Source organism: Uliginosibacterium silvisoli (assembly GCF_036017035.1).
In the GTDB taxonomy this organism is placed as follows: Bacteria; Pseudomonadota; Gammaproteobacteria; order Burkholderiales; family Rhodocyclaceae; genus Viridibacterium; species Viridibacterium silvisoli.
The window spans coordinates 866,502-885,726 of the sequence record NZ_JAYXHS010000002.1; the positions used below are offsets into that span (position 1 = coordinate 866,502).

Here is a 19,225-nt window from a genome sequence, read left to right on the forward strand (position 1 = left end):
TTGCGGAACAAGGCGGTGGCACAGCGTTTGCGCGAAGCTGGAGAGGCGGGGTTTGGGGGAGTGACTATCGGATTCTCCTTTTTCGATGCGTTGACCAAGGCGATGCGGGTTGACCATCATGCCTTTAGAACGGCGCCACGTAGGTGAGCGTCGCCCCGCGTGAAACATTCATCCGGCAACACGTGAAACGAGAGAGGTCATCATGATTCATTACAGCTCGGTTTCGGCATTCGATGCCCACAACAGCGGCCTGCTGGCTGCGATCCGCCAACGGAACGATGATGTAGCTCCACCCGACAGCCTGCGCTCGGAAGAAGAGCGCCTGGCCTGGAAGGACGGTGTCGAGGAAGGCTGCGCCATCCGCCACGCGTTCGACCTGGCTGACGACTGACGACACAGTTTTGGCCTGATATTTCGCTGCCCGCGTGACGCATGTCGTCGCGGAGGGCAATGGTCTATTTGGCGCATGGCTGCTTCACGGCGGGATAACCTGATGCAGGTAGTTTGAGCTCCTGATTTCAACCGGGGATTCTCATGACTGTCTTGCATCTTGCCCGCCGCGCCACCGGCTTGGCTGTACTCGTTTCATCCGCACTGGGCGCCCTGTCGGCGCAGGCCGCCAGCAACACGCTGGTGGGCTGGGCCAATCTGCCCGCATTGACGGTTGCCGATGGCCCGACGACGGGTCAGTTCGGCGGCACCGGCTTTGGCATCAACAGCGGGCTGCTGCCCCTCATCAATGGTCAGGCCGTGCAGGGCTTCTCGGCCGTGCTGAACGGCCCGACGGCAGGCAGCTACTACGTGATGCCGGACAACGGTTTCGGCAACAAGGCCAACTCGGCCGATGCGCTGCTGCGCGTGTATGCCATGCAGCCGAACTTCAAGACCTGGGACGGTAGCGCTGTCGTGGGCTCCGGCACTGTGTCGGCACTGAACTACAACACGGGTGCTGCACAGGCCTCGTTCAACAACAGCACCTACATCAGCCTGCGCGATTCGGATAACAAGCTGAGCTTCAGCATCCAGGCTGACTACACCAACTATTACAACAACGCCGCCAATCCGCTGGTGGATTCGAGCATCCGTTCCGGCCGTCTGCTGACCGGTGCCGACTTCGACATCGAGTCGATGCGCAAGGACAAGAACGGCAACCTGTGGTTTGGTGAAGAGTTCGGTCCCTTTCTCGTCAAGACCGATGCGACCGGCAAGGTACTGCGTCAGGAAGTGCCACTGCCTGGTGTGATCTCGCCGGACAATCCTCTCGGTGGCACCGTCAATCTCGGTGGCTCGCGCGGCTTCGAGGGCATGGCTATCAACCAGGCGGGCGACAAGCTGTACACCCTGCTCGAAGGCACCGTGACCGGCGACGCGCCAAAGAGCCTGCGCATCAACGAGTTCGACATCAACACCGAGAGCTACACAAACAAGAGCTTCCTCTATCAACTCGACGCGCTCGGCACCAACATCGGCGACATGACGGCGATCGACGATCACAGTTTCCTCGTGATCGAGCGCAACGGCGGTACGGGTACCAGTGGCAACCCCTTCAAGAAGATCTACAAGATCGACACCAACCAGGTCGACGCGAATGGTTTTGCCGCCAAGACCGAAGTGGTCGACCTCATGAACATCGCCGACCCGCACGACCTGAATGGCGATGGCAGCAACACCTTCACGTTCCCTTACGTGACGATTGAAGACGTGCTCATTGTTGATGCCAACACCATCCTCGTGATGAACGACAACAACTTCCCCGGCGGTGGTGGCCGCGCCCTGACTCCGGACAGCAACGAGTTCCTGCTGATCTCGTTGGCTGCACCAGTGCCTGAGCCTGCTGGTTGGGCCTTGATGCTGGGTGGCGTGGGCCTGCTGGGCGCGATGGTACGTCGTCGGCGTTGCTGAAGTTAGTTAGCCCCACTTGAGACGCTGACGGTAATGTCGGCGTCTTGCTTTGTTGGACGGAGTGGCACTGCAGACCGCCGTATGGGTACCGTGCTGAGTGCCCGCTTTTGCCGAGTTGCCGCTCGTAAGTAGGCATGCCGGCGCTAGCTTCAACTCAGATACTTGTCGCTTAATCTCTGAGACCCCTCTCTGCACGAATGGCGCCTCGGTTTACCTGGGCGCCATTCGATTTTCAGTGCGGAAAGCCGTCGTCCCCAGATCAAAATTAAATCGGGGGTAACACACCGGTCAGCCAACGATATTCGGGAGGCATTTGTTAGCCCTTATGTAGTTCTCACTGTCACACCAGGTAAAGAGGGCGTGGCCGTGCGAGTCATGGGCTTTGTAATCAATCTTCGAATCTGTCGGTGAGCTTATTTGCACCATCATGGCCTCTGGAAATTCCTTTGCAATCCTCAATGATTTTTCCAACTCACCTTCATCAAATGCATGCGAAAACTTGCCTTCTTCTGTCCCGTGAAAACCGTAGTAGACGGTGATCTTTCCAGCTTCTTTAATCTGTCTCGCCATTTTCTCTAGTTTTTCAGCAAATCCATCGACATCAGATTGGCCGTCGTTGGTGAATACGCCCTTTTTGTACTGAATAATTTCATCTGGCATTGCCATCTCCCGATTTTGAAGAAGCTGAAAACGTTCATTGTCCCAATTGCGGGCCGTCATCCATGGTGATGGTCCTTGAAAGAGCTTCCCCCCAAGGACCCTGTTGGCTTGGCGTTACGAGAGTCCGTGACAACCAAGCTATCGTCTCCCTGGTTCTTGTGGGGGGCTTGAGTACTCCCCAAGTACCGACCAGACCAGAACGGCAAGTCCAAACATCTTGCCTATCACCCTCTCGTTGCTGATGTCGAGTTCGAGCTCATAGGCTTGTTGTAGTTGGGCCGACACCAAGGCAGTGACGATGGGAGCGTTTCCGCTGACCATCCGCCAGTTGTCGACGTAGGTTCCGGCCCAAGGCCCATTCTTCGGTTTGAACTGTTCGCCCATGGACACGACGAGTGGTCCAGCAATCTGCATATCGTCGGGCTGAGGGTTAATGCGATGAAAATCGGCAGCTAGCGATTGGGTCTTGCTTTCGCATTTCTCCTTCAGATGCTTGAAGTCTGCTTTGTCAGGATCTTTCAGAAGAGCGGCCTCAACTGCGCGCTGAAAAAGGTAGGGCATTTGGTCTGTTCCCGGTGAAGTTGGATAAATGAAGTCCCGTGCGCGAAGGGAATCGACCCGCAAGCATTGAGGAGACGTACAGGCCGACCCATTCAATCGAGCGCCTCTACAACATGACCAGTTCAGTGCGTTTGGCCGCCACGAGCGCGGCATTGTTTGCCGCAATCAACGCCCTCTTCTTGTTGATAAGGTCGGCTGTCTCGGAGACTTTTGTATTGATTTCTTTGATCATATCTTCGAGAGTGAGGAAGTCGGCCTTGTAGTCTGCGATAGCAGCCTTCAAATCCCCCGGATGCTTTGTCTTGTAGTCGGCAAGCTTCAAGTCATGAACTTGTTGGCTCAGTTCGCTGATCGCCGCGTTAAGGTCATTTTGCTGGGCAATGAGGCCGCTGATTCTGTCGAAGTTGGCAAGAGCACGGGCGCGATCGGCTGACATCCGAATGTCGTAGATGTAGAAATTCTGAACAATGATTTCACTGTTGAAGAAATCCTTGCTACTGAACTTGTTCTCCATCACGCATACGAACATGCTCATCCCGGGAATAATGTCCTTTTGCACAATCTGCTTGGACAATTCAGTTTCCGTTCCCGTCTTGATGGTGGAAAGAATCCCCGTGATGGCCTGAAAGGCTGCGTTGGCGATGATCGCTTCGGTTCCAGCCATCATCGTCAGAAGGTTCTGCGTCGTTGCCGAGATGGTGCTTCCTTTGGCGGCGGAAGCTGTAGGAACTTTGTCGTTCTTGTCGCCGTCAGTGGGAGCTATGACGGCAGCTTTCCCTCCAAAGATCGCGGAGCGGACGCCGTCGATCATTTCGACCACATTGTTAAGTGACCATGTCGAAGCGGTAGACAGGTGTTGATACGATCCGCTTGCTAAAGGTTGGGCATCGTCCCATTTCCCGTCGGCGTAGAATTTCTTGATTCGAGCGTCCAGGATGTTCTGGGCTTCTGCCGCAGTTTTGTCCAGCTCAGCGTTTCTCTCGTCGATATATTTTTGAAATGCCGTGTTGCTTTCGCCGACTTCCTTGATATTCGTTGCGTGGCCCATTTGAACCTGACCTTTCTGTGTTTCGTTGAAAAGTGAATGATGAATTCGAATTGCATTGCGAGACGAATGGCCTTGCAACGCTCTGTAAATCTAGTAGTGGATAGTTAATTCGCATATACCTCCGATGTCGTAGGTCGCTTACTCGTAAAGTGCAACGAGTTGCGCGATGCTGCGGAGATTTAGCTTGCGTAGCAGGTTCTCGCGATGCTTGCGGACAGTGGGATCGGTGATTTCAAGTTGTCTTGAGATGCTCTTGCTCGTGAATCCCTGGATTACCAGTCTCATCACTTGGAGTTCTCTGGCTGAAAGGAGCTCGTCCAATGGGCGCTCAACCAATCTGGGCAAGTAATTCTGTTGCCTAGCGTGTTCAATCAGTTGCCTGCCGTTGCAAAGCCCAGCTTTGCCGAGCATGTTGCGACGGTGTGTCTTGACCGTGAGCTCACTGATTGCAAGCTCGGATGCGATTTCCCGGCAAGAAAGGCCCTTTGCCATCAGGTGAAGGATCTCTCTCTCACGCGGTGTCAGGGAGCTTAGATGGCCGTCGGTCATTCGTCCCCCGAATTCGCCGGTGGTCGAAGTGCCGCGGCATAGCCATGCTGACTGGAGTCAGCAGGATAATTGCCATGTCATTATTTTTGAAAGTGAACTGGTGACTCCTCGCAGCTGGTGCGCGAAGGCGAGGCAAGACCGAACGTGCCTGCCGCCTCAAATGGGAAGACTGGCGCCGTTGTGCTGGGTTACCGGGGACCTCAGACAGCCGGGGCGACATTCAGACCGGAATGCGCACTACAGCTCCGCTGAGGATGAGAGCGTGCTTCCTCTCAGTGATCATGCAGCCGACATTTCTCTCTGGCTGCCGATCCACTCAGTATCGATCACCCGAATCGTCATGCGTTTGAGGTTCTCGGTGTTGTTCGGCAGGTGACGCGAGCGCTTGATGAGGTTGTCGTATGGACTGTGGGTTGATTGTCGGGCAACGTGACGATGGGAGTAAGTCCCTCTTTGTCAGCCGATCGGAATGGTCAATAAGCTACGTCTCTTGATTTCGCGCGATCTTCTCTCTCTGGCAGCCCTTTATCTTTATGCTGACGGCCCCGTAGTGTTTCGAAGGTGGCCGTACGGCATTGCCAAGGCCAATTTCCGTCTTGGTCGTTGATCCGTTGTTCGGAAACAGCGTCGAATGAGCGTCGGGTTGCAGTTAGAGGCTTGGTATCAGCAGAGCCCTTTCGAGCGGCGAAATCTACTGCAGACGTGAGCCCACCGGACAATGCAATGTCGTCAGCAGATGGCGCGCCGAGGTCGTGCTGCCACCGCCACCGCCACCGCCGGTGGCTGCGCTCGGATCCTGCATGAAGAAGCCGCCGGGTTCGTGCTTGGCTGCGCGCTTGGAGGCGGCCGCCGCAGTCGCGACATCCTTGGCGCGACCAAAGCGGCCGGGCCGCACGCGCACGACGCCGATGATGAGCGAGCTGAGCGGGAAGAAGCACGGATTGCCGTGACGATCCTCCGAGTCGATGCCGCCGCGCTCGCGCGCCTCGTTATCAAACAGCGCGCGGCTGCGTTCGGCAAACTCGACAATGGCTGCGCGGCAGCGCTCTTCCCAGTCATCGCTTTGCATGAGCATGATGAAGTCATCGCCGCCGACGTGGCCGACGAAATCGCGCAAGGGGTCGCAGCTCGCCATGAGCAAGCCGGCCACCATGCGGATCATCTCGTCGCCGCGCCAGTAGCCATAGCAGTCGTTAAAGGGTTTGAAGTGGCGCAGGTCGCAGTAGCAGGCGACGAACTCGACGTTGGCCCTGAGCAGACGATCGATGTGTTCGCTGATGGGGATGTTGCCGGGCAGGGCGGTGAGCGGGTTGGCGTGACGCGCGGCTTCGATGCGCAGCTCTGACACGGCACGCACCAGGCGTTCGCCGGTGCCAAGCCCTGCGTAGCGGCCTTCGTGGCTGATAATGAAGCCATCCACGAGGTAGCGTTGATCGTCGCCGCGCAACACGTCGACCAGACTCATCAGCGGCGTGCCCTGTTCGATGACGAGGGGCGCGGCATTCATCATTGTCGTGCATGATTTGCGACCGTACAGTTCCTTGTGAAAGGGCTGGGCGTAGCGGTCCATGAAGGCCTGGCGATTGATCAGGCCGAGTGGCTGCAGGTCGTCGCTGACGATGGCCAAAGCATGCAGGCCGGGTTGTTCGCGAAAGCGCTGCGCGAGATCGTTGTTGGTGGTGCTGGTGCCGACCGGCGCGATCGAGGCGATAAGGGTCTCGGCCGTGAGGCTGCTGTGGGTGGCGACGCGAATGTCGGGAAACACGGCGAGCTGGCTCGACTGCAGGATGTCCAGCACGATGCGTGGCAGCTCGCGCGCGGGTTGCGCTTGTGGTCGGCCGAGCAGGTAGCCCTGGCCATACATGATGCCCATGTCGCGCAGCACGGCGAGGTCGGCCTCGTCTTCGATGCCTTCCGCAACGAGCTTGCCGCCGAAGGTTTCGGAAATGTGTTTGAGCACGCGCAGCACTTCGAAGCGCTCGTTGTCGGCGTGCACGCCTTTGACGAAGTGCTTGTCGATCTTGACGAGGTCCGGGCGCAACTCGGTCCAGGCGCGCAGGCTGGATTTGCCATCGCCGAAATCATCCAGCGCCAGCAACATGCCGGCCTTGCGCCAGGGGGCCAGCGCGGCCTTGAGCACATGCGGCTGGGCGACGCGGTCGTGCTCGGTCAGTTCGATGATCAGGCGCGAAGGCAGGATGCCCATGCGGCGCGCGTAATCGGCCAGCTCTTCGCGTTGTTGCTCGCTGAGGCCCAGCACGGCACGCGGGCTCATGTTCATCAGAAGCTTGCCGCTTGCGTGCTCGCGCGCGAACTCGCGGATCGCGATGCGGCAGCAATGCAGTTCGAGCTCAACCACGCAGCCCTCGCGTTCGGCGGCGGCGAAGAGGTTATCGGGGTTACGCAGCGCTGAATCCTGCGGGCCGCGCACGAGGGATTCGAAGCCGAAGAAGCTGCTCTCGGCCAGATTGATGAGGGGCTGGAAAACCGCGGTAAGTGCGTTGTCTGCGATCAAGGCAGAAACATCCTCTGCGGCAGTCGTGACAGAGGTGGCAATGGTGGAATCCGGGTGCATCGAACTGTTCTCCCTCGATGGACGTTCTCGAAGGTCTGTTCACATATATCCGCCGGATACATGTGAACAGACCCTGGACGTTTGCCCCCTTCAATCGACACCGGCGTGCATCGCCTTGAGTGAATCTTTTGTGACATCGGCACGGGTGCCGCCTGGATTTGTTGCCGGCTGCACGATTGCCACCAGCACTACCCTGCTCAGTGCACGCTCATAGATTTCCGCATTGCCGGGGCGGGCGGTGGACGTTCCTGTGGTCGTGGCGATGCCGAAACTTTCGAGTACGACAGCGGCGGGCAATAGCCGGCTTGTGCTGGTGTCGGGGGAGATGAAGCCCGCCAGTTGCGCATTTGCGTTGAAAACCGGCGCGCTGGCGAGACCTGCCGGCATGGCCTGGCCGAGCAGCATGCCTTGTTGCCCGTCATTCGCAGGGCGGCCAAAGAAGCCAGGCGTATTTGTCGGCAGTGCGGCGTAGGTGCTGCCGCGTACCGGGAAGCCGATCGCATGGAAAGGGCTCCCGGGGAAAAGGCGCGGCGCGATCGCTAACGGCGCGTCATCGTGCGGGAGTGCTTGTTCGAGTCTGAGCAGGACAAGACCTGCGTCCTCGAGCGCGCGTTCGACGGTCGCGCGGCGCAGATTGCCCTTTGCATCGCGCACGCGGATCTCGCCTGAGGTGTTGGCGGGGAGGGCGGTGATGACGTGCGTGCCGCTATCGACGATGAAGCCGCTGCTGGTTTGCCATGAGCCTGCAGGCAGTTCGTCGAACCACGGTGTAATCCAGGTGCCGGTGCTTTCCGCATCGCGCGTTGCGAGTTGAGGCAAGCGCTGCGAGTAAGCCGTGGGCAGGAGCTTGCGCCACACACCTTCAGATACCTTGTCGTTCGCAGCAATGCTGGCGCGATGTCGCAGGGCGATGATGGGCGGTTGGGCCGCATTGCGCGCCAGCCACGTATCCAGCTCGGTAGTCGCGCGCACTGCTTGTTGCCGGTCGATGAAGATCTCGCTCTGCGCGCACAGCAAGGCGACATCGTCCTGCTGCGTTGCGCGTGCCACTTCCAGCATGCGCAGCGCAATGCCGGTCTGGCCGCTGCGGTCGTTCAGGTACGCCATCCACGCCATGGCCTCGTTCGAGCGTGTGTGCTCGCCCTGCACGAGATGGGCAAATGCCAGCGCGCGGCGATACTGCCCTTCGGCCAGGTAGGCGCGCACCATGCCGACTTCGGCCGTGGCCGATTCGCCCGCGACATGGCTGGCATGTTCGAACAGTGCTGCGGCATCGGGTGATTTGAGCGCCAGGGCTTGCTCGGCGCGGAGCAGGGCGGCCGGCAGCGTCTCCGCATTGCGCACGCGTGGCGCGGCGACGGCGCCCGCGCAGGCGAGTGCGATTGCCATGCAACAGATGCGTGCGGTCTTGCCATGCCGGTGGTTCATCGTCGTGCCAGGTTGCCGTTTGTGGATGGCAACTGATAGCACCGCGCCATGACGCGGTTATTACCGTGTGCATCTGAGGGGCCATCTGTGCCGAACACAACAGATGTGACATTCGCGTAACAAAATGCATCGTTCGGATGCTCCACACGGGCTATGCGGATGCATTGCCGGCTGCGAGTGGATGTAACGGGAGCTGCTTAAGCTGCAAGGCACTGTCGACTGTCTTCCCTATGCATCTTCCGGAGATTCACATGTTCAAGAAATATGCCAAAGCCGTTCTGCCGCTTGCTTTGCTGGCTGCCTCGATGGGCAATGCCGAAGCCTTGACCACGGGCGATCTGGCGTTCACTGCTTTCAATGCCGACGAAGATGGCTGGGCCATGGTGACCTTCGCTGATATCGCTGCGAACACGACGATCTACTTCACGGACAACGAGTGGAACGGTAGTGCCGTCGGCTCTGGCGGTGTCTTCAATACGGGCGAGAGCTATCACCAGTGGGTGTCTGGCGCGAGCACGATTGCTGCCGGCACGGTGATCCGTTTCAGCGCGGTCGACCAGACGACGCTGTCTTCCTCCGTTGGCACGCTGACACGCGCTGCGGTGAGTGGCAGCACGAACTACGGCGTGGCCAATTCCAACGACGTGATCTATGCCTACCTTGGTACCTCCGCTGCAGCGCCAACGACTTTCCTGACGGCTATCACCAATGGTGACTTCGCTGCGGATGGCACGCTGGCCGGTACGGGCCTGACGGCCGGTGTCAATGCGCAGCGTCTTAACCTCAACTCGCCATCGGCTACGCCCGACTTCGGTCAATACACCGGCGCACGCACCGGTCTGACGAACTTCTCGGACTACAAGGCGCTGGTTGCCAACGTGTCGAACTGGACGGTCGATACGACCAATGGCACCTACACCTCGGTCGTTCCGGATACGACGAACTTCGCCGTGACGGCCGTGCCGGAGCCTGGCAACTACGCAATGCTGATCGCTGGCTTCGGCATGCTCGGCTTGATTGTGCGTCGTCGCACAGCCTGAGTTTCGCTAGATCTGAACGTCGGCCCGGCATACACCGGGCCGAACCTTTCTGTACCTACACTCGCAGTATTCAGCGGAGTCCTTCCCGATGAGCAAGACCTGGTCGTTTTTCAATGTGCCCACGAGCACCTGCCTGCGCGTGGCGCTGCTTGCAGCCCTGACAATCGGCGGTGCCGCACGGGCGTCGAGCAGTGGCATCGTCATCAGTCAGGTGTATGGCGGTGGTGGTAACAGCGGCGCCACGCTGAAGAACGACTTCATCGAGATATTCAACGCAGGGAATGCGCCGGTCAGCCTGAACGGCTGGAGCGTGCAGTACGCATCGTCCGCCGGCACGACCTGGGCCGTCACGCCGTTGGGCAATGTCATGCTCAGCCCCGGCCAGTATTACCTCGTGCAGGAAGCAGTTGGCGCGGGCGGTTCGGTCAACCTGCCGACGGCCGACGTTACAGGCACCATCGCCATGTCGGCGACCACAGGCAAGGTGGCGCTGGTGAGCAGTATCACGGCACTGACAGGTGCTGCGCCCACGGCCGCCAGCATCGTCGACCTGATCGGCTTTGGTGCGGCCAGTGCCGCTGAAGGCAGCTCCACCGCCGCGCTGAGCAACACGACGGCTGCGTTGCGCGCCGCCAATGGCTGCACCGACGCCAACAACAATAGCGCCGACTTCGCCATCGGCACGCCGAACCCGCGCAACACCGCTTCGCCGGTGAACAGCTGCGGCGGCGCGCCCGTGAATGCGGCCATCGTTGCCAGTTGCCCGGCTGTTGCACTGAGCGTGGGAGCAGGCGGTACGGCGGCTTTCTCGGCGACGGATACGGATAGTATGGTGACGGCAGCAAGCATCACGAGCCCGGCCGTCGCGGGTATCTCATTGGGAGCCGTGAATGCGGCGAGCGGTGACGGTGTTGCGCTGACCGGCGCGCTGAATATCGCCAGCACAGCGGCTGCCGGCACCTACAACGTGCAGCTCGGCTTCAGCAATAACGAAGCACAGAGCGCCAGTTGTACGCTGAGCGTCACGATTGGCGCAGCGGCTGCATTCACACCGATCTACGACATACAGGGCGCGGGCACTGCAAGCCCGCTGGCGGGGCAGTCGGTCAGCACGCAGGGTGTCGTGACGGCCATCTTCGCAGCACTGAGCGGCTACTACATCCAGGACGAGACCGGCGACGGCAATGTGCTGACCTCGGATGGCGTGTTCGTCTACTCGCCGGGTGGTATCGCCGTCAGCGTGGGTGATCGTGTGCGCCTCAATGCTGTTGTCAGCGAATACAACACGATTACCGAACTGACGGGCCCGTCGGGTGTCGTGGTGCTGGCAAGTGGCATCAGCATTGCGCCGACATCCGTGTCGCTGCCTGAAGTCGTCAATGGCGATCTGGAGCGCTACGAGGGCATGCTGGTGCGCATCGATTCGCCGATGACGGTTGCGCAGAACTACTTCCAGGGGCGCTACGGCCAGGTCACGCTGGCTGCAGGCGGTCGCCTTATCAAGCCGACGAACATCTTCCGTGCAGGCAGTGCCGATGCACTCGCACTGGCTGCAGAGAACGCACGCCGCGTGCTGATTCTCGATGACGGCTCATCCGCACAGAACCCGAATCCGATTCCCTTCATCGCAGCGGACAACACGCTGCGTGCCGGTGATTCGGTGACGAACCTGATCGGCGTGATCGATCATGGCCTGATCAACAGCGACAGCTCGGCTACTGCGCCACGCGACTACAAGCTGCATCCAACCGTGGTGCCGGTGTTCAGCCGTGACAACGCGCGCACTGCGGCACCGGAGGCTGTAGGGGGCAACGTCAAGGTGGCCAGCTTCAATGTGCTGAACTACTTCACGACGCTCAACGCCTCCGGTGGCAAGTGCTACCCGAGCATGACGCAAAGCGATTGCCGCGGTGCCAACTCGGCAGCGGAATTCCAGCGTCAGCGCAGCAAGATCGTGGCGGCGATGAAGGCGATCAACGCCGATGTCTTCGGCCTCATGGAAATCGAGAACAACGGTACGGTGGCTGCACAGAATCTTGTGGACGCGCTGAATGCCGAAGTGGGTGCTGGTACCTACGCCGTTGTGCCAACACCTTCGACCGGTTCGGGTACCGACGCAATCCGCGTCGCCATGATCTACAAGCCTGGCAAGCTGAGCCTGGTCGGCGCCTCGCTGAGCGATGCGGACAGCATCAACAACCGCCCACCAATGGCGCAGGCTTTCGCGGCAGCGAACGGCGAGAAGTTCTCGGTGATCGTCAATCACATGAAGTCCAAATCGTGCGGCAGCGATGGTGGTGGCGATGCTGACCAGAATGACGGTCAGGGTTGCTACAACCTGCGCCGCCAGAAGCAAGCACAGCGTCTGCTCAACTACTTCATTCCGGTCGTGCAGGCGGCTGCGAATGATGCGGATGTGCTGGTGATCGGCGACCTCAATAGCTACGGCAAGGAAGATCCGGTCCTGGTGCTGACCGAAGACTCCGGCCTGTTTGTCGATCAGATTGCCAAGCATGTGACGACGCCTTACTCCTACATCTTCGATGGTGAGTCGGGCTATCTCGATCACGCCTTGTCGTCACTTTCTCTGGATGAGCAGATCTCGGGTGCAAGCCACTGGCACATCAACGCCGACGAACCATCGGTAATCGACTACAACACCGAGTTCAAGCCGCAGGATCTCTATACCGCCAGCCCGTATCGCGCGTCCGATCATGATCCGGTCATTGTCGGCCTGAACCTGCTCAAGCGCGTCAATGGCACAGCCGGTCGCGACAGCATCGTCGGTACATCGGGCGATGACGTGATTGTCGGAGGCGAAGCTGCAGACACCCTGACGGGCGGCGCAGGCCGGGATGTCTTCGTCTATCAGGACATGCGTGATGCGGGCGACACCATCCTCGACTTCACGCCAGGCACGGATCGTATCGACCTGCACGCCTTGCTGGTCAGCGTCGGCTACAGCGGTGGCAATGCAGTTGCCGACGGCTACGTGCGCCTCGTTACCAGCGCTGCAGGCGTAATCGTGCAGATCGATGCAGACGGCACGGCCGGGCCTCTCGGCTTCCGTCCGCTGGTACTGCTCAAGGGTGTGAGCTTTGCTGCACTCGATGCTTCGCGCGATTTCATTTACTGATCGGACTCCAGACATGATTCTCAAGAAAGTTACAGCGGTCTTCGTAGCACTCACCATGACCACGCTGACAGCATCTGCGCTCGCTGCGACGAGCAATGATGGATTCGATAACGGGCTCGGGGCATGGACTCATCTGGGCGACGTGTCTGTGCAAGCAGATGCCTTCCTGGGAAATTCAGCCTTGCTGACAACGGCATCGCGCGGTGCCGACGATTTCCCGGCAGTAGCGGGAGCGTTCAATTTCTCGGGTGTCGCTGCTGTGGGCAGCGCAGAGATCGAGGGCTCACTGGGGCTTGCGACGGGTGTTCTGGATCCGGATCTGGACAACTTCGTGTTCGCCAGCGAAGGTTCGGTGATGTACAAGACCTTCTCGGTCTTGCAGGGCGAGCGCCTGGGCTTCCTCTGGGATTTCCAGACTAACGAAAGCGCTTCCTTGCAAGGAGGTGACTACGCCTTTGTGAGCATCAACGGAGAGATCACGCGTCTCGACGATACGAGCTCCGAGCTCAAGGTATCCAATGTGTTTGCTCGACAAACCTGGTACGGTCTTTTCAACCATACCTTCACGAGTGATGGCGTCGTGACAGTGGGTTTTGGTGTGGTGGATGTCGGGGATTCGGCAGTGAGCTCTGCGTTGTTGATTGACAATGTTTTCATCGCAGCCGTACCAGAACCCGGCATGGGCCTGCTCATGTCATTGGGTTTGGGTGTGCTGGGCCTGGCAGGTATTCGCCGCCGCAAGTAATACGTGCAGGGGGAGTCCAGCTCCACTGCTTGTCTGAGCGCCAGTTCGCGGTGATGGCATCGCGAACTGGCGTTTTTCACTGTGCGCTGAGCGCCTCGTCGTCCAGCGCACTGCTGCGCTTTGACTGCTTGGCAGCATCGCCCTTGACGCCTCGCGCAGCTGCCTGGGCGCGGTTCGATACGTTCAATTTGCGCAGGATCTTCTGTACGTGATTCTTTACGGTGAGCGGGCTGATCGAGAGGATCTGGCCGATCTCGTGATTGGTCTTGCCCTGCCGGACCCATTGCAAGACCTGGCGCTCGCGCTCGCTCAATGCAGGTTCCGGCGTGCTGTCGGGGATCAGGTCCGCACCTTCGTTATTGCAGACATGCATCAGCGCCACATGCAGGTGCGGCAGTATCAGGTCGAGCAGGTATTTGTAGCGGAGCAGGGTGGTCTCGGGCAGGTGCAGGAACACGAAGAAGCTGCCGGCCGATACGTGCTTGCGGCTGGCCGCGCCGAACTCCGGCATGCCATGACACGCGGCACGTTCGATGCCATTCAGATGCAGTCGTCTGGCAAGCGGGTGTGCATCGGTGCTCCGGATCGTCATGGGCGCGCCGCTCGAATCCGACCAATACCGCGCCATGTCCAGTAACAGGCTTTGCTCGCCGTTGCAGAAGCTCGCTGCCTGCGCTTCGTCAATCACTGCGCGCGAACAGATTTCCGTGCGCAGATTGGCGCCCGAAATGGAGCCCAATCCGCATAGCATCGTTTCATGTGGCAGGAAACTCTGCAGGACCCCTTGCGTCCACAGGTACAGCTGGTGACGCCTGCGCACCTTGACGGATGTTTCGAAGTTGATCAGCAGGCGTTCGAGTTCATGCTGATTCAATGTAAGCGGATCTGTAGCGAACATGTGATTGCATCGGCGTGTGATCTGCAGGACGCGCAACGAACTTTCCGGGCTGTGAGCCCGGTGCGTTCCCCCGGCGCGCGTTGCGTGCTCCGTTTCTGAATGGGCACGCAGGAACAAGTGTGCGACACCAACATGTCAGCTACTCGCAGGAATCGTTGCATATTGATGAAAGCGGACTACGGATTTCGCTTTTTTACATCTCGTTTTTGGTAACCAGATGTTCACCCGACCACCCGGCGGGGGAGAAATGGCTTGCAGCGAACCTGCTTGCAGGCGCCTCAGCTCCCGATAGTCCGTTGGAACTACGTTTCTCCCCGCTGCGAGCGCAGCCCCTGTCATGTCCCCCCCCTAAAGTGCAGGGCGCGTCGTGTTTCGCTCGCGCGTCGCCCTGGCGCTGTATCGCATTAGTGCAAAGGGACTATGCAAATTGACTTTATCGCGGTGCGGATTGAAACCTTGCAAAGATAAGGTTCAAGACGTCTCGCGAGAGGCCCGGAAGTTCTTCCGGACACACTTTTTCTGGAGAGATTCGATGAAACTGAAAGCACTTGTCGCCGCTATGGCGATGGCCGCTGGCGTAGCACACGCAACGCTGCCTGCATACAACGACGCTACTCAAGCTGGCTCACTGAACTTCACGTTGTGGAACAGCACGAACGGCGTCTCTGCGCTGTTCGATCTGGGCCTCGATTCGAGCACCTTCAGCCGTGCCAACGTGGGTGGTGTGGATCTGAGTTCGTTCTCGGGCGCAACCGAAAGCCTGCAAATCACCTGGAACTTCATTACCGGTACCGTCAGCTCGACCGGCGCACATGATGTGTCCACTTTGCTGGCCGGCGTGTCGGGCTCCTGGAGCGACGCCTGGAATACCTACAAGCCGAATGTTGCTGGTTCGGTATATGACGTGTTCGCCATGGATCGTGACGGCACGACGCCTGTGACAAACCACGTTCTGACGACTTCCGCCACTGCCACTCCTGCAGCTACCAACAGCGCCCTGTTGAGCGCCGACAATGCAACGGTCGGTGATTGGCTGAACCTCAACGCCGCCCAAGGCAATCACGCGTCTGTAGCGAACGGGGCCAATGTCGTTGATTCTTCCGTCGTGGCATACCAAGGCACGCCGGGCGCTGGTTTCGGCACGAACTGGGCTAACAGGTTCCTGTTTGCCGCCACGACCAACACGACTGGCACGCTGGACTTCTTTGCCATCGACGGCAATACCAAAGGTTCGGCACAGCAAGCAACCATCAGCAACTACTACGGCAAGTTCGCAGTTGACGAAGCTGCCGGCACTTTGACCTGGACGACTACCGTTGCTGCCGTTCCGGAGGCTTCGACCTACGCCATGCTGCTGGCCGGTCTCGGCATGATTGGCTTGATGGCTCGCCGTCGTCGCGCCAACTAAATCTCTCGTTCCGTCTCATCTGCATGAACTGCCGGGCGGTAGCCGCCCGGCAGCCCCTTTGCCTGAAATCAAGGACAATGTCATGAAAATCAAGTTTATTGCTTTGGCGCTCGCCGCTTTTGGCGCGCAATCCGCTTTCGCTCTCGACGCACTCGTCACCAAGTCCATTCAAGACGGCACGTTGGCCAACAGCCACGTTGTCTATCTGAGTGGTGCATCGGCCCTCAAGGCCTCGGTTCCTCTCGCGCTGGCCAAGCTGTGTTCCGACTCCGTCACGGCTTTCACCTACGCTTCCGACGCGAGCAACGTCCGCGCTTACAGCTGCACGATCAAGTCGACCGCTGCCCTGGCTGCTGAAGGCATCACGGGTCTGGATGGCTGGGCTACCCACAAGCTGTTGCTCGGCCTGTCCGTGCAGAACGGTTCGCTGACCGCCATCCTGTCGCAAGACACCGCTGCCGCCAACCAGAATCAACAGGTCGACTTCTCCAGCGTAACGACGGCTGCTACTTCTTCCGTCACAACGGCGTTCAAGAAGCAGACCATCGGTGGTTTCCTCGACGTGAATCCTGAGCTGTTCTCGACCGTGTTGGCCGGCTACCCAAGCCTGAGCGTCTCCTACGCGACGACACCGGTTGCCGCCGGCCAGTCCTTCGGTATCGCTGTCTCGCCGTCTCTCTACACCGCTCTGCAAACCGCGCAAGGCATCACTGGTTGCACCAACAATCTGTCGCCAGCTTGCCAGCCATCCATCAGCAAGGGTCAATACGCTTCGCTGATTGCCAGCGTGAATGCCGGCTATATCTCTGACTGGTCGGTGTTGGGTCTGAGCGACGCAAAGGCTGTGAATATCTGCCGCCGCGTTTCGACTTCCGGCACGCAAGCAGCCAGCAACAACTACTTCCTCGGTAAGGGCTGCTCGTTCGGTGGTCAGGATCCATCGTCCCTGGCTGACTCCAGCGCAGGTGTCTACAACGTGAGCGAAGGTTCGGGTACGGGCAATGCAGTGACATGCCTGAGCGATGCCACCAACTTTGCCATTGGTGTCCTGTCTGCTGAAAACGCCAGCGCTTCTTCCGTCTGGCGCTTCGTGAAGCTCGACGGTGTTCCGGTGTATGACGGCGTCAAAGCTCGTCAGACTTCGATCGACCAGAAGTACGACTTCTCTTACGAGTTCGTCTATGTGACCCGTAACTCCGCATCGGCTGTCGAGAAGAGCCTGCTGGCCGCTCTCGGTACGGCTGTCAGCGATCCGACCATCACCGACCTCGTTGGCATCTACGTTGCACCGGGCAATGTCGCAGGCAAGGTCAATGCTGACCTGCCACTGCAAGTTGCCAAGGCCACCCGCGGTGGCAACGTCTGCCAGCCTTCACTGTACGCATTCTGATCCTGCGTAGCGACAGACCCGCCAGGGTCTGTCGCGCAGGCAACACCCGTTGCCACGCAGTTCAAATCGGGCCCCTTCGCGAGAAGGGGCTTGTTGCTTTTTTCTGAATCGTGATTCGCGTCCTGATGTTGTCGTCAGACGACGCGATGCACGACGCAAAAACGGAAACATGCGGCTGCTCAAATGCAGGCCGTCGGCATATCAAGGTGGCAGGCAAAAGCCATCAATGGCCATAAGTGTGAGAAATGATGCGTTTGAAATGTGTTGCCTCATTGGCGCTGTTGTCTCTGCTGGGTGCTGCGAATGTGCACGCCCAGAATCTGGACAAGCTGCCAGCTTCACTCTTCCTCAACGAGTTCCGCGTCGAGGGTAATACCGTCTTGTCGACAGACTTGGTCGAGCGCTCCGTGGCCGACTTCCTCGGGCCGGATCGCAAGCTCGACGATGTGTATGCCGCGCAGGATGCATTGGCCAAGCAATACGAGACCGCGGGCTACGTGTCGGCTTCCGTACGTGCGGTGCGTCTCGATCCCGTGGATACCGAATGGGGCAAGGGCTGGGTCGTGGTGTTGCAGGTCGTCGAGGGGCGTGTCGACCGGCTCAAGGTGACGGGCGCTGAGTACAACACACCGAGCGAGGTGAAGGAGCGGACGCCGTCGATTGCCGAAGGCACGGTGCCGCATTTCCCGAGCCTGCAGAAGGATCTGGCCAAGGTGGCCGCGATGTCGGACATGACGGTCACACCGGTGCTGCGTCCCGGCCGCGACCCCGGCACGATGGAAGTGGAACTGAAGGTCGAGGACAAGCTTCCCCTGCATGGTTGGGTACAGCTTTCCAACGAGCAGAGTCCGGACACGACGCCGCGCCGTCTCGAAGTAGGTGCGCGCTACGACAACCTGTTCCAGGCGCAGCACAGTCTCTCGATGCGTTACATCACGACGCCGCTGAAGACCGATGAAATCCGCGTCGGCGCCTTGAGCTACAGCCTGCCATTCGGTGGCGGTGACGATCGACTGACGATGTATCTCGTGCGTTCCGACAGTAACGTGATCAGCGATACGGGTACGGGCGTGGTCGGCAAGGGTACGACCTTCGGCTTGCGCCAGAGCCTGACCCTGCCAGCGACGCCTGGCTCTGCGGCCGGGAGCGATTTCGAGCGCGTGAGTTACGGCGCCGACTTCAAACAACTCGATGAGGTATCGGAAGCGACAGGCTCGAAGCCGGTGCGTTACCTGCCGTTTTCCGTGCAGTACATCGGCATGTTTCCGCAGGAGTCCGGGCGCTGGAATCTGTCGAGCACGCTCAATACGAGCTTCACCGGAATCAGCGATCGCGAGGTCGATTGCAATGGTCACCAGACGGACCAGTTCGACTGTCGGCGCAGCGGTGCCTCGGCGAGCTACCTCACGTGGGCGAACAACATCAAGCGTGAGCAACCCTTCGGCCAGTGGCTGGGGGTAGGGCGCCTGAACTTTCAGTTTGCCAGCGGCCCGCTGCTGAGCAGCGAGCAGTTCTACGTCGGCGGTACGGATTCGGTGCGCGGCTACTACCAGTCCGAGGCGGGTGGCGACGACGGCGCCAGCGCCAGCATCGAGCTCTTCACGCCACGCCTAACGCCCGGCAGCTGGGACGTGAGCGCGAAGTTGCTCGCATTCCTCGATACAGGCTGGGTGCGCACCCAACAACCGCTACCAGGCCAGACACCGGACTACCGTCTGTTGAGCAAGGGTGTCGGCATGCGCGTGGAATTCGGCAAGTACCTGAAGGGCACCCTTGACTGGGGCCGCACGATGTTGCCAGGGCCGCGCAGCAAGGACGGCGCGAGTCGCCTGAATGCCGAAGTGAAGGCGGAGTTCTGAACGTGTCCGGTGGGAACAGTGGCGGC

Annotated in this window: 15 protein-coding genes; 8 read left to right on the plus strand and 7 right to left on the minus strand. The window is 59.5% G+C overall.

What is annotated here, in order from left to right; translation table 11 throughout:
• Positions 1-202: 202 nt before the first annotated feature.
• Together VVD49_RS13640 and VVD49_RS13645 are read left to right on the plus strand one after the other, a co-directional pair.
• Positions 203-391 carry a hypothetical protein gene (locus tag VVD49_RS13640; RefSeq protein ID WP_327599731.1) on the plus strand — a complete coding sequence of 63 codons (189 nt, stop codon included), beginning with the start codon at positions 203-205 and terminating at the stop codon, positions 389-391.
• A 143-nt stretch (positions 392-534) separates the two neighbouring features.
• Positions 535-1,902 carry an esterase-like activity of phytase family protein gene (locus VVD49_RS13645; protein WP_327599732.1) on the plus strand — a complete coding sequence of 456 codons (1,368 nt, stop codon included), beginning with the start codon at positions 535-537 and terminating at the stop codon, positions 1,900-1,902.
• A 288-nt stretch (positions 1,903-2,190) separates the two neighbouring features.
• Here the strand turns inward: VVD49_RS13645 and VVD49_RS13650 are convergent, their stop codons facing one another.
• The 6 genes from VVD49_RS13650 to VVD49_RS13675 form a co-directional block, all read right to left on the minus strand.
• Positions 2,191-2,622, minus strand: coding sequence for a hypothetical protein (locus VVD49_RS13650; RefSeq protein ID WP_327599733.1), 432 nt, complete (start codon positions 2,620-2,622; stop codon positions 2,191-2,193).
• A 78-nt stretch (positions 2,623-2,700) separates the two neighbouring features.
• Complete coding sequence (locus tag VVD49_RS13655; RefSeq protein ID WP_327599734.1) at positions 2,701-3,123, minus strand: hypothetical protein; 423 nt, start codon at positions 3,121-3,123, stop codon at positions 2,701-2,703.
• Positions 3,124-3,229: 106 nt separating this feature from the next.
• Entirely contained in the window at positions 3,230-4,171 is a 942-nt protein-coding gene (locus VVD49_RS13660) for a hypothetical protein (RefSeq protein ID WP_327599735.1), read from the minus strand.
• A 138-nt stretch (positions 4,172-4,309) separates the two neighbouring features.
• A complete protein-coding gene (locus tag VVD49_RS13665) occupies positions 4,310-4,720 on the minus strand; it encodes a response regulator transcription factor (protein ID WP_327599736.1) in 411 nt (136 codons plus the stop codon).
• Between the two features lie 691 nt (positions 4,721-5,411).
• Positions 5,412-7,295 (minus strand): phosphodiesterase, encoded by a 1,884-nt coding sequence (locus VVD49_RS13670; protein ID WP_327599737.1) that lies wholly within the window; start codon positions 7,293-7,295, stop codon positions 5,412-5,414.
• Between the two features lie 90 nt (positions 7,296-7,385).
• Positions 7,386-8,684, minus strand: coding sequence for a serine protease (locus VVD49_RS13675; RefSeq protein ID WP_327599738.1), 1,299 nt, complete (start codon positions 8,682-8,684; stop codon positions 7,386-7,388).
• Positions 8,685-8,974: 290 nt separating this feature from the next.
• Here VVD49_RS13675 and VVD49_RS13680 point away from each other — a divergent pair, with 290 nt between their 5' ends.
• From VVD49_RS13680 to VVD49_RS13690, 3 genes are all read left to right on the plus strand, one after another.
• Complete coding sequence (locus VVD49_RS13680) at positions 8,975-9,763, plus strand: PEP-CTERM sorting domain-containing protein (RefSeq protein ID WP_327599739.1); 789 nt, start codon at positions 8,975-8,977, stop codon at positions 9,761-9,763.
• Positions 9,764-9,851: 88 nt separating this feature from the next.
• Positions 9,852-12,899 carry an ExeM/NucH family extracellular endonuclease gene (locus tag VVD49_RS13685; RefSeq protein ID WP_327599740.1) on the plus strand — a complete coding sequence of 1,016 codons (3,048 nt, stop codon included), beginning with the start codon at positions 9,852-9,854 and terminating at the stop codon, positions 12,897-12,899.
• A gap of 13 nt (positions 12,900-12,912) precedes the next feature.
• The gene (locus VVD49_RS13690) at positions 12,913-13,644 is read left to right on the plus strand and encodes a PEP-CTERM sorting domain-containing protein (protein WP_327599741.1); all 732 of its coding nucleotides are present in this window, start codon (positions 12,913-12,915) and stop codon (positions 13,642-13,644) included.
• A gap of 76 nt (positions 13,645-13,720) precedes the next feature.
• Here the strand turns inward: VVD49_RS13690 and epsA are convergent, their stop codons facing one another.
• Positions 13,721-14,542 (minus strand): XrtB/PEP-CTERM-associated transcriptional regulator EpsA, encoded by an 822-nt coding sequence (epsA, locus tag VVD49_RS13695; RefSeq protein WP_327599742.1) that lies wholly within the window; start codon positions 14,540-14,542, stop codon positions 13,721-13,723.
• Positions 14,543-15,074: 532 nt separating this feature from the next.
• Between epsA and VVD49_RS13700 the strand changes: the two genes are divergently transcribed.
• The 3 genes from VVD49_RS13700 to VVD49_RS13710 all read left to right on the plus strand — a co-directional run bounded on the left by VVD49_RS13700 (position 15,075) and on the right by VVD49_RS13710 (position 19,199).
• Positions 15,075-15,950 (plus strand): PEP-CTERM sorting domain-containing protein, encoded by an 876-nt coding sequence (locus VVD49_RS13700; RefSeq protein WP_327599743.1) that lies wholly within the window; start codon positions 15,075-15,077, stop codon positions 15,948-15,950.
• A gap of 82 nt (positions 15,951-16,032) precedes the next feature.
• Positions 16,033-17,340, plus strand: a complete 1,308-nt coding sequence (locus VVD49_RS13705) for a type 2 periplasmic-binding domain-containing protein (protein ID WP_327599744.1) — start codon at positions 16,033-16,035, stop codon at positions 17,338-17,340.
• Between the two features lie 245 nt (positions 17,341-17,585).
• Positions 17,586-19,199: a ShlB/FhaC/HecB family hemolysin secretion/activation protein gene (locus VVD49_RS13710; RefSeq protein ID WP_327599745.1), complete on the plus strand. Its 1,614-nt coding sequence runs from the start codon at positions 17,586-17,588 to the stop codon at positions 19,197-19,199.
• Positions 19,200-19,225: the final 26 nt, after the last annotated feature.

Coding starts and splice junctions, on each gene's coding strand:
- VVD49_RS13640 (WP_327599731.1), top strand. CDS start 203: ATGATTCATTACAGCTCGGTTTCGGCATTCGATGCCCACAACAGCGGC.
- VVD49_RS13645 (WP_327599732.1), top strand. CDS start 535: ATGACTGTCTTGCATCTTGCCCGCCGCGCCACCGGCTTGGCTGTACTC.
- VVD49_RS13650 (WP_327599733.1), bottom strand. CDS start 2,622: ATGACGGCCCGCAATTGGGACAATGAACGTTTTCAGCTTCTTCAAAAT.
- VVD49_RS13655 (WP_327599734.1), bottom strand. CDS start 3,123: ATGCCCTACCTTTTTCAGCGCGCAGTTGAGGCCGCTCTTCTGAAAGAT.
- VVD49_RS13660 (WP_327599735.1), bottom strand. CDS start 4,171: ATGGGCCACGCAACGAATATCAAGGAAGTCGGCGAAAGCAACACGGCA.
- VVD49_RS13665 (WP_327599736.1), bottom strand. CDS start 4,720: ATGACCGACGGCCATCTAAGCTCCCTGACACCGCGTGAGAGAGAGATC.
- VVD49_RS13670 (WP_327599737.1), bottom strand. CDS start 7,295: ATGCACCCGGATTCCACCATTGCCACCTCTGTCACGACTGCCGCAGAG.
- VVD49_RS13675 (WP_327599738.1), bottom strand. CDS start 8,684: ATGGCAATCGCACTCGCCTGCGCGGGCGCCGTCGCCGCGCCACGCGTG.
- VVD49_RS13680 (WP_327599739.1), top strand. CDS start 8,975: ATGTTCAAGAAATATGCCAAAGCCGTTCTGCCGCTTGCTTTGCTGGCT.
- VVD49_RS13685 (WP_327599740.1), top strand. CDS start 9,852: ATGAGCAAGACCTGGTCGTTTTTCAATGTGCCCACGAGCACCTGCCTG.
- VVD49_RS13690 (WP_327599741.1), top strand. CDS start 12,913: ATGATTCTCAAGAAAGTTACAGCGGTCTTCGTAGCACTCACCATGACC.
- epsA (WP_327599742.1), bottom strand. CDS start 14,542: ATGTTCGCTACAGATCCGCTTACATTGAATCAGCATGAACTCGAACGC.
- VVD49_RS13700 (WP_327599743.1), top strand. CDS start 15,075: ATGAAACTGAAAGCACTTGTCGCCGCTATGGCGATGGCCGCTGGCGTA.
- VVD49_RS13705 (WP_327599744.1), top strand. CDS start 16,033: ATGAAAATCAAGTTTATTGCTTTGGCGCTCGCCGCTTTTGGCGCGCAA.
- VVD49_RS13710 (WP_327599745.1), top strand. CDS start 17,586: ATGATGCGTTTGAAATGTGTTGCCTCATTGGCGCTGTTGTCTCTGCTG.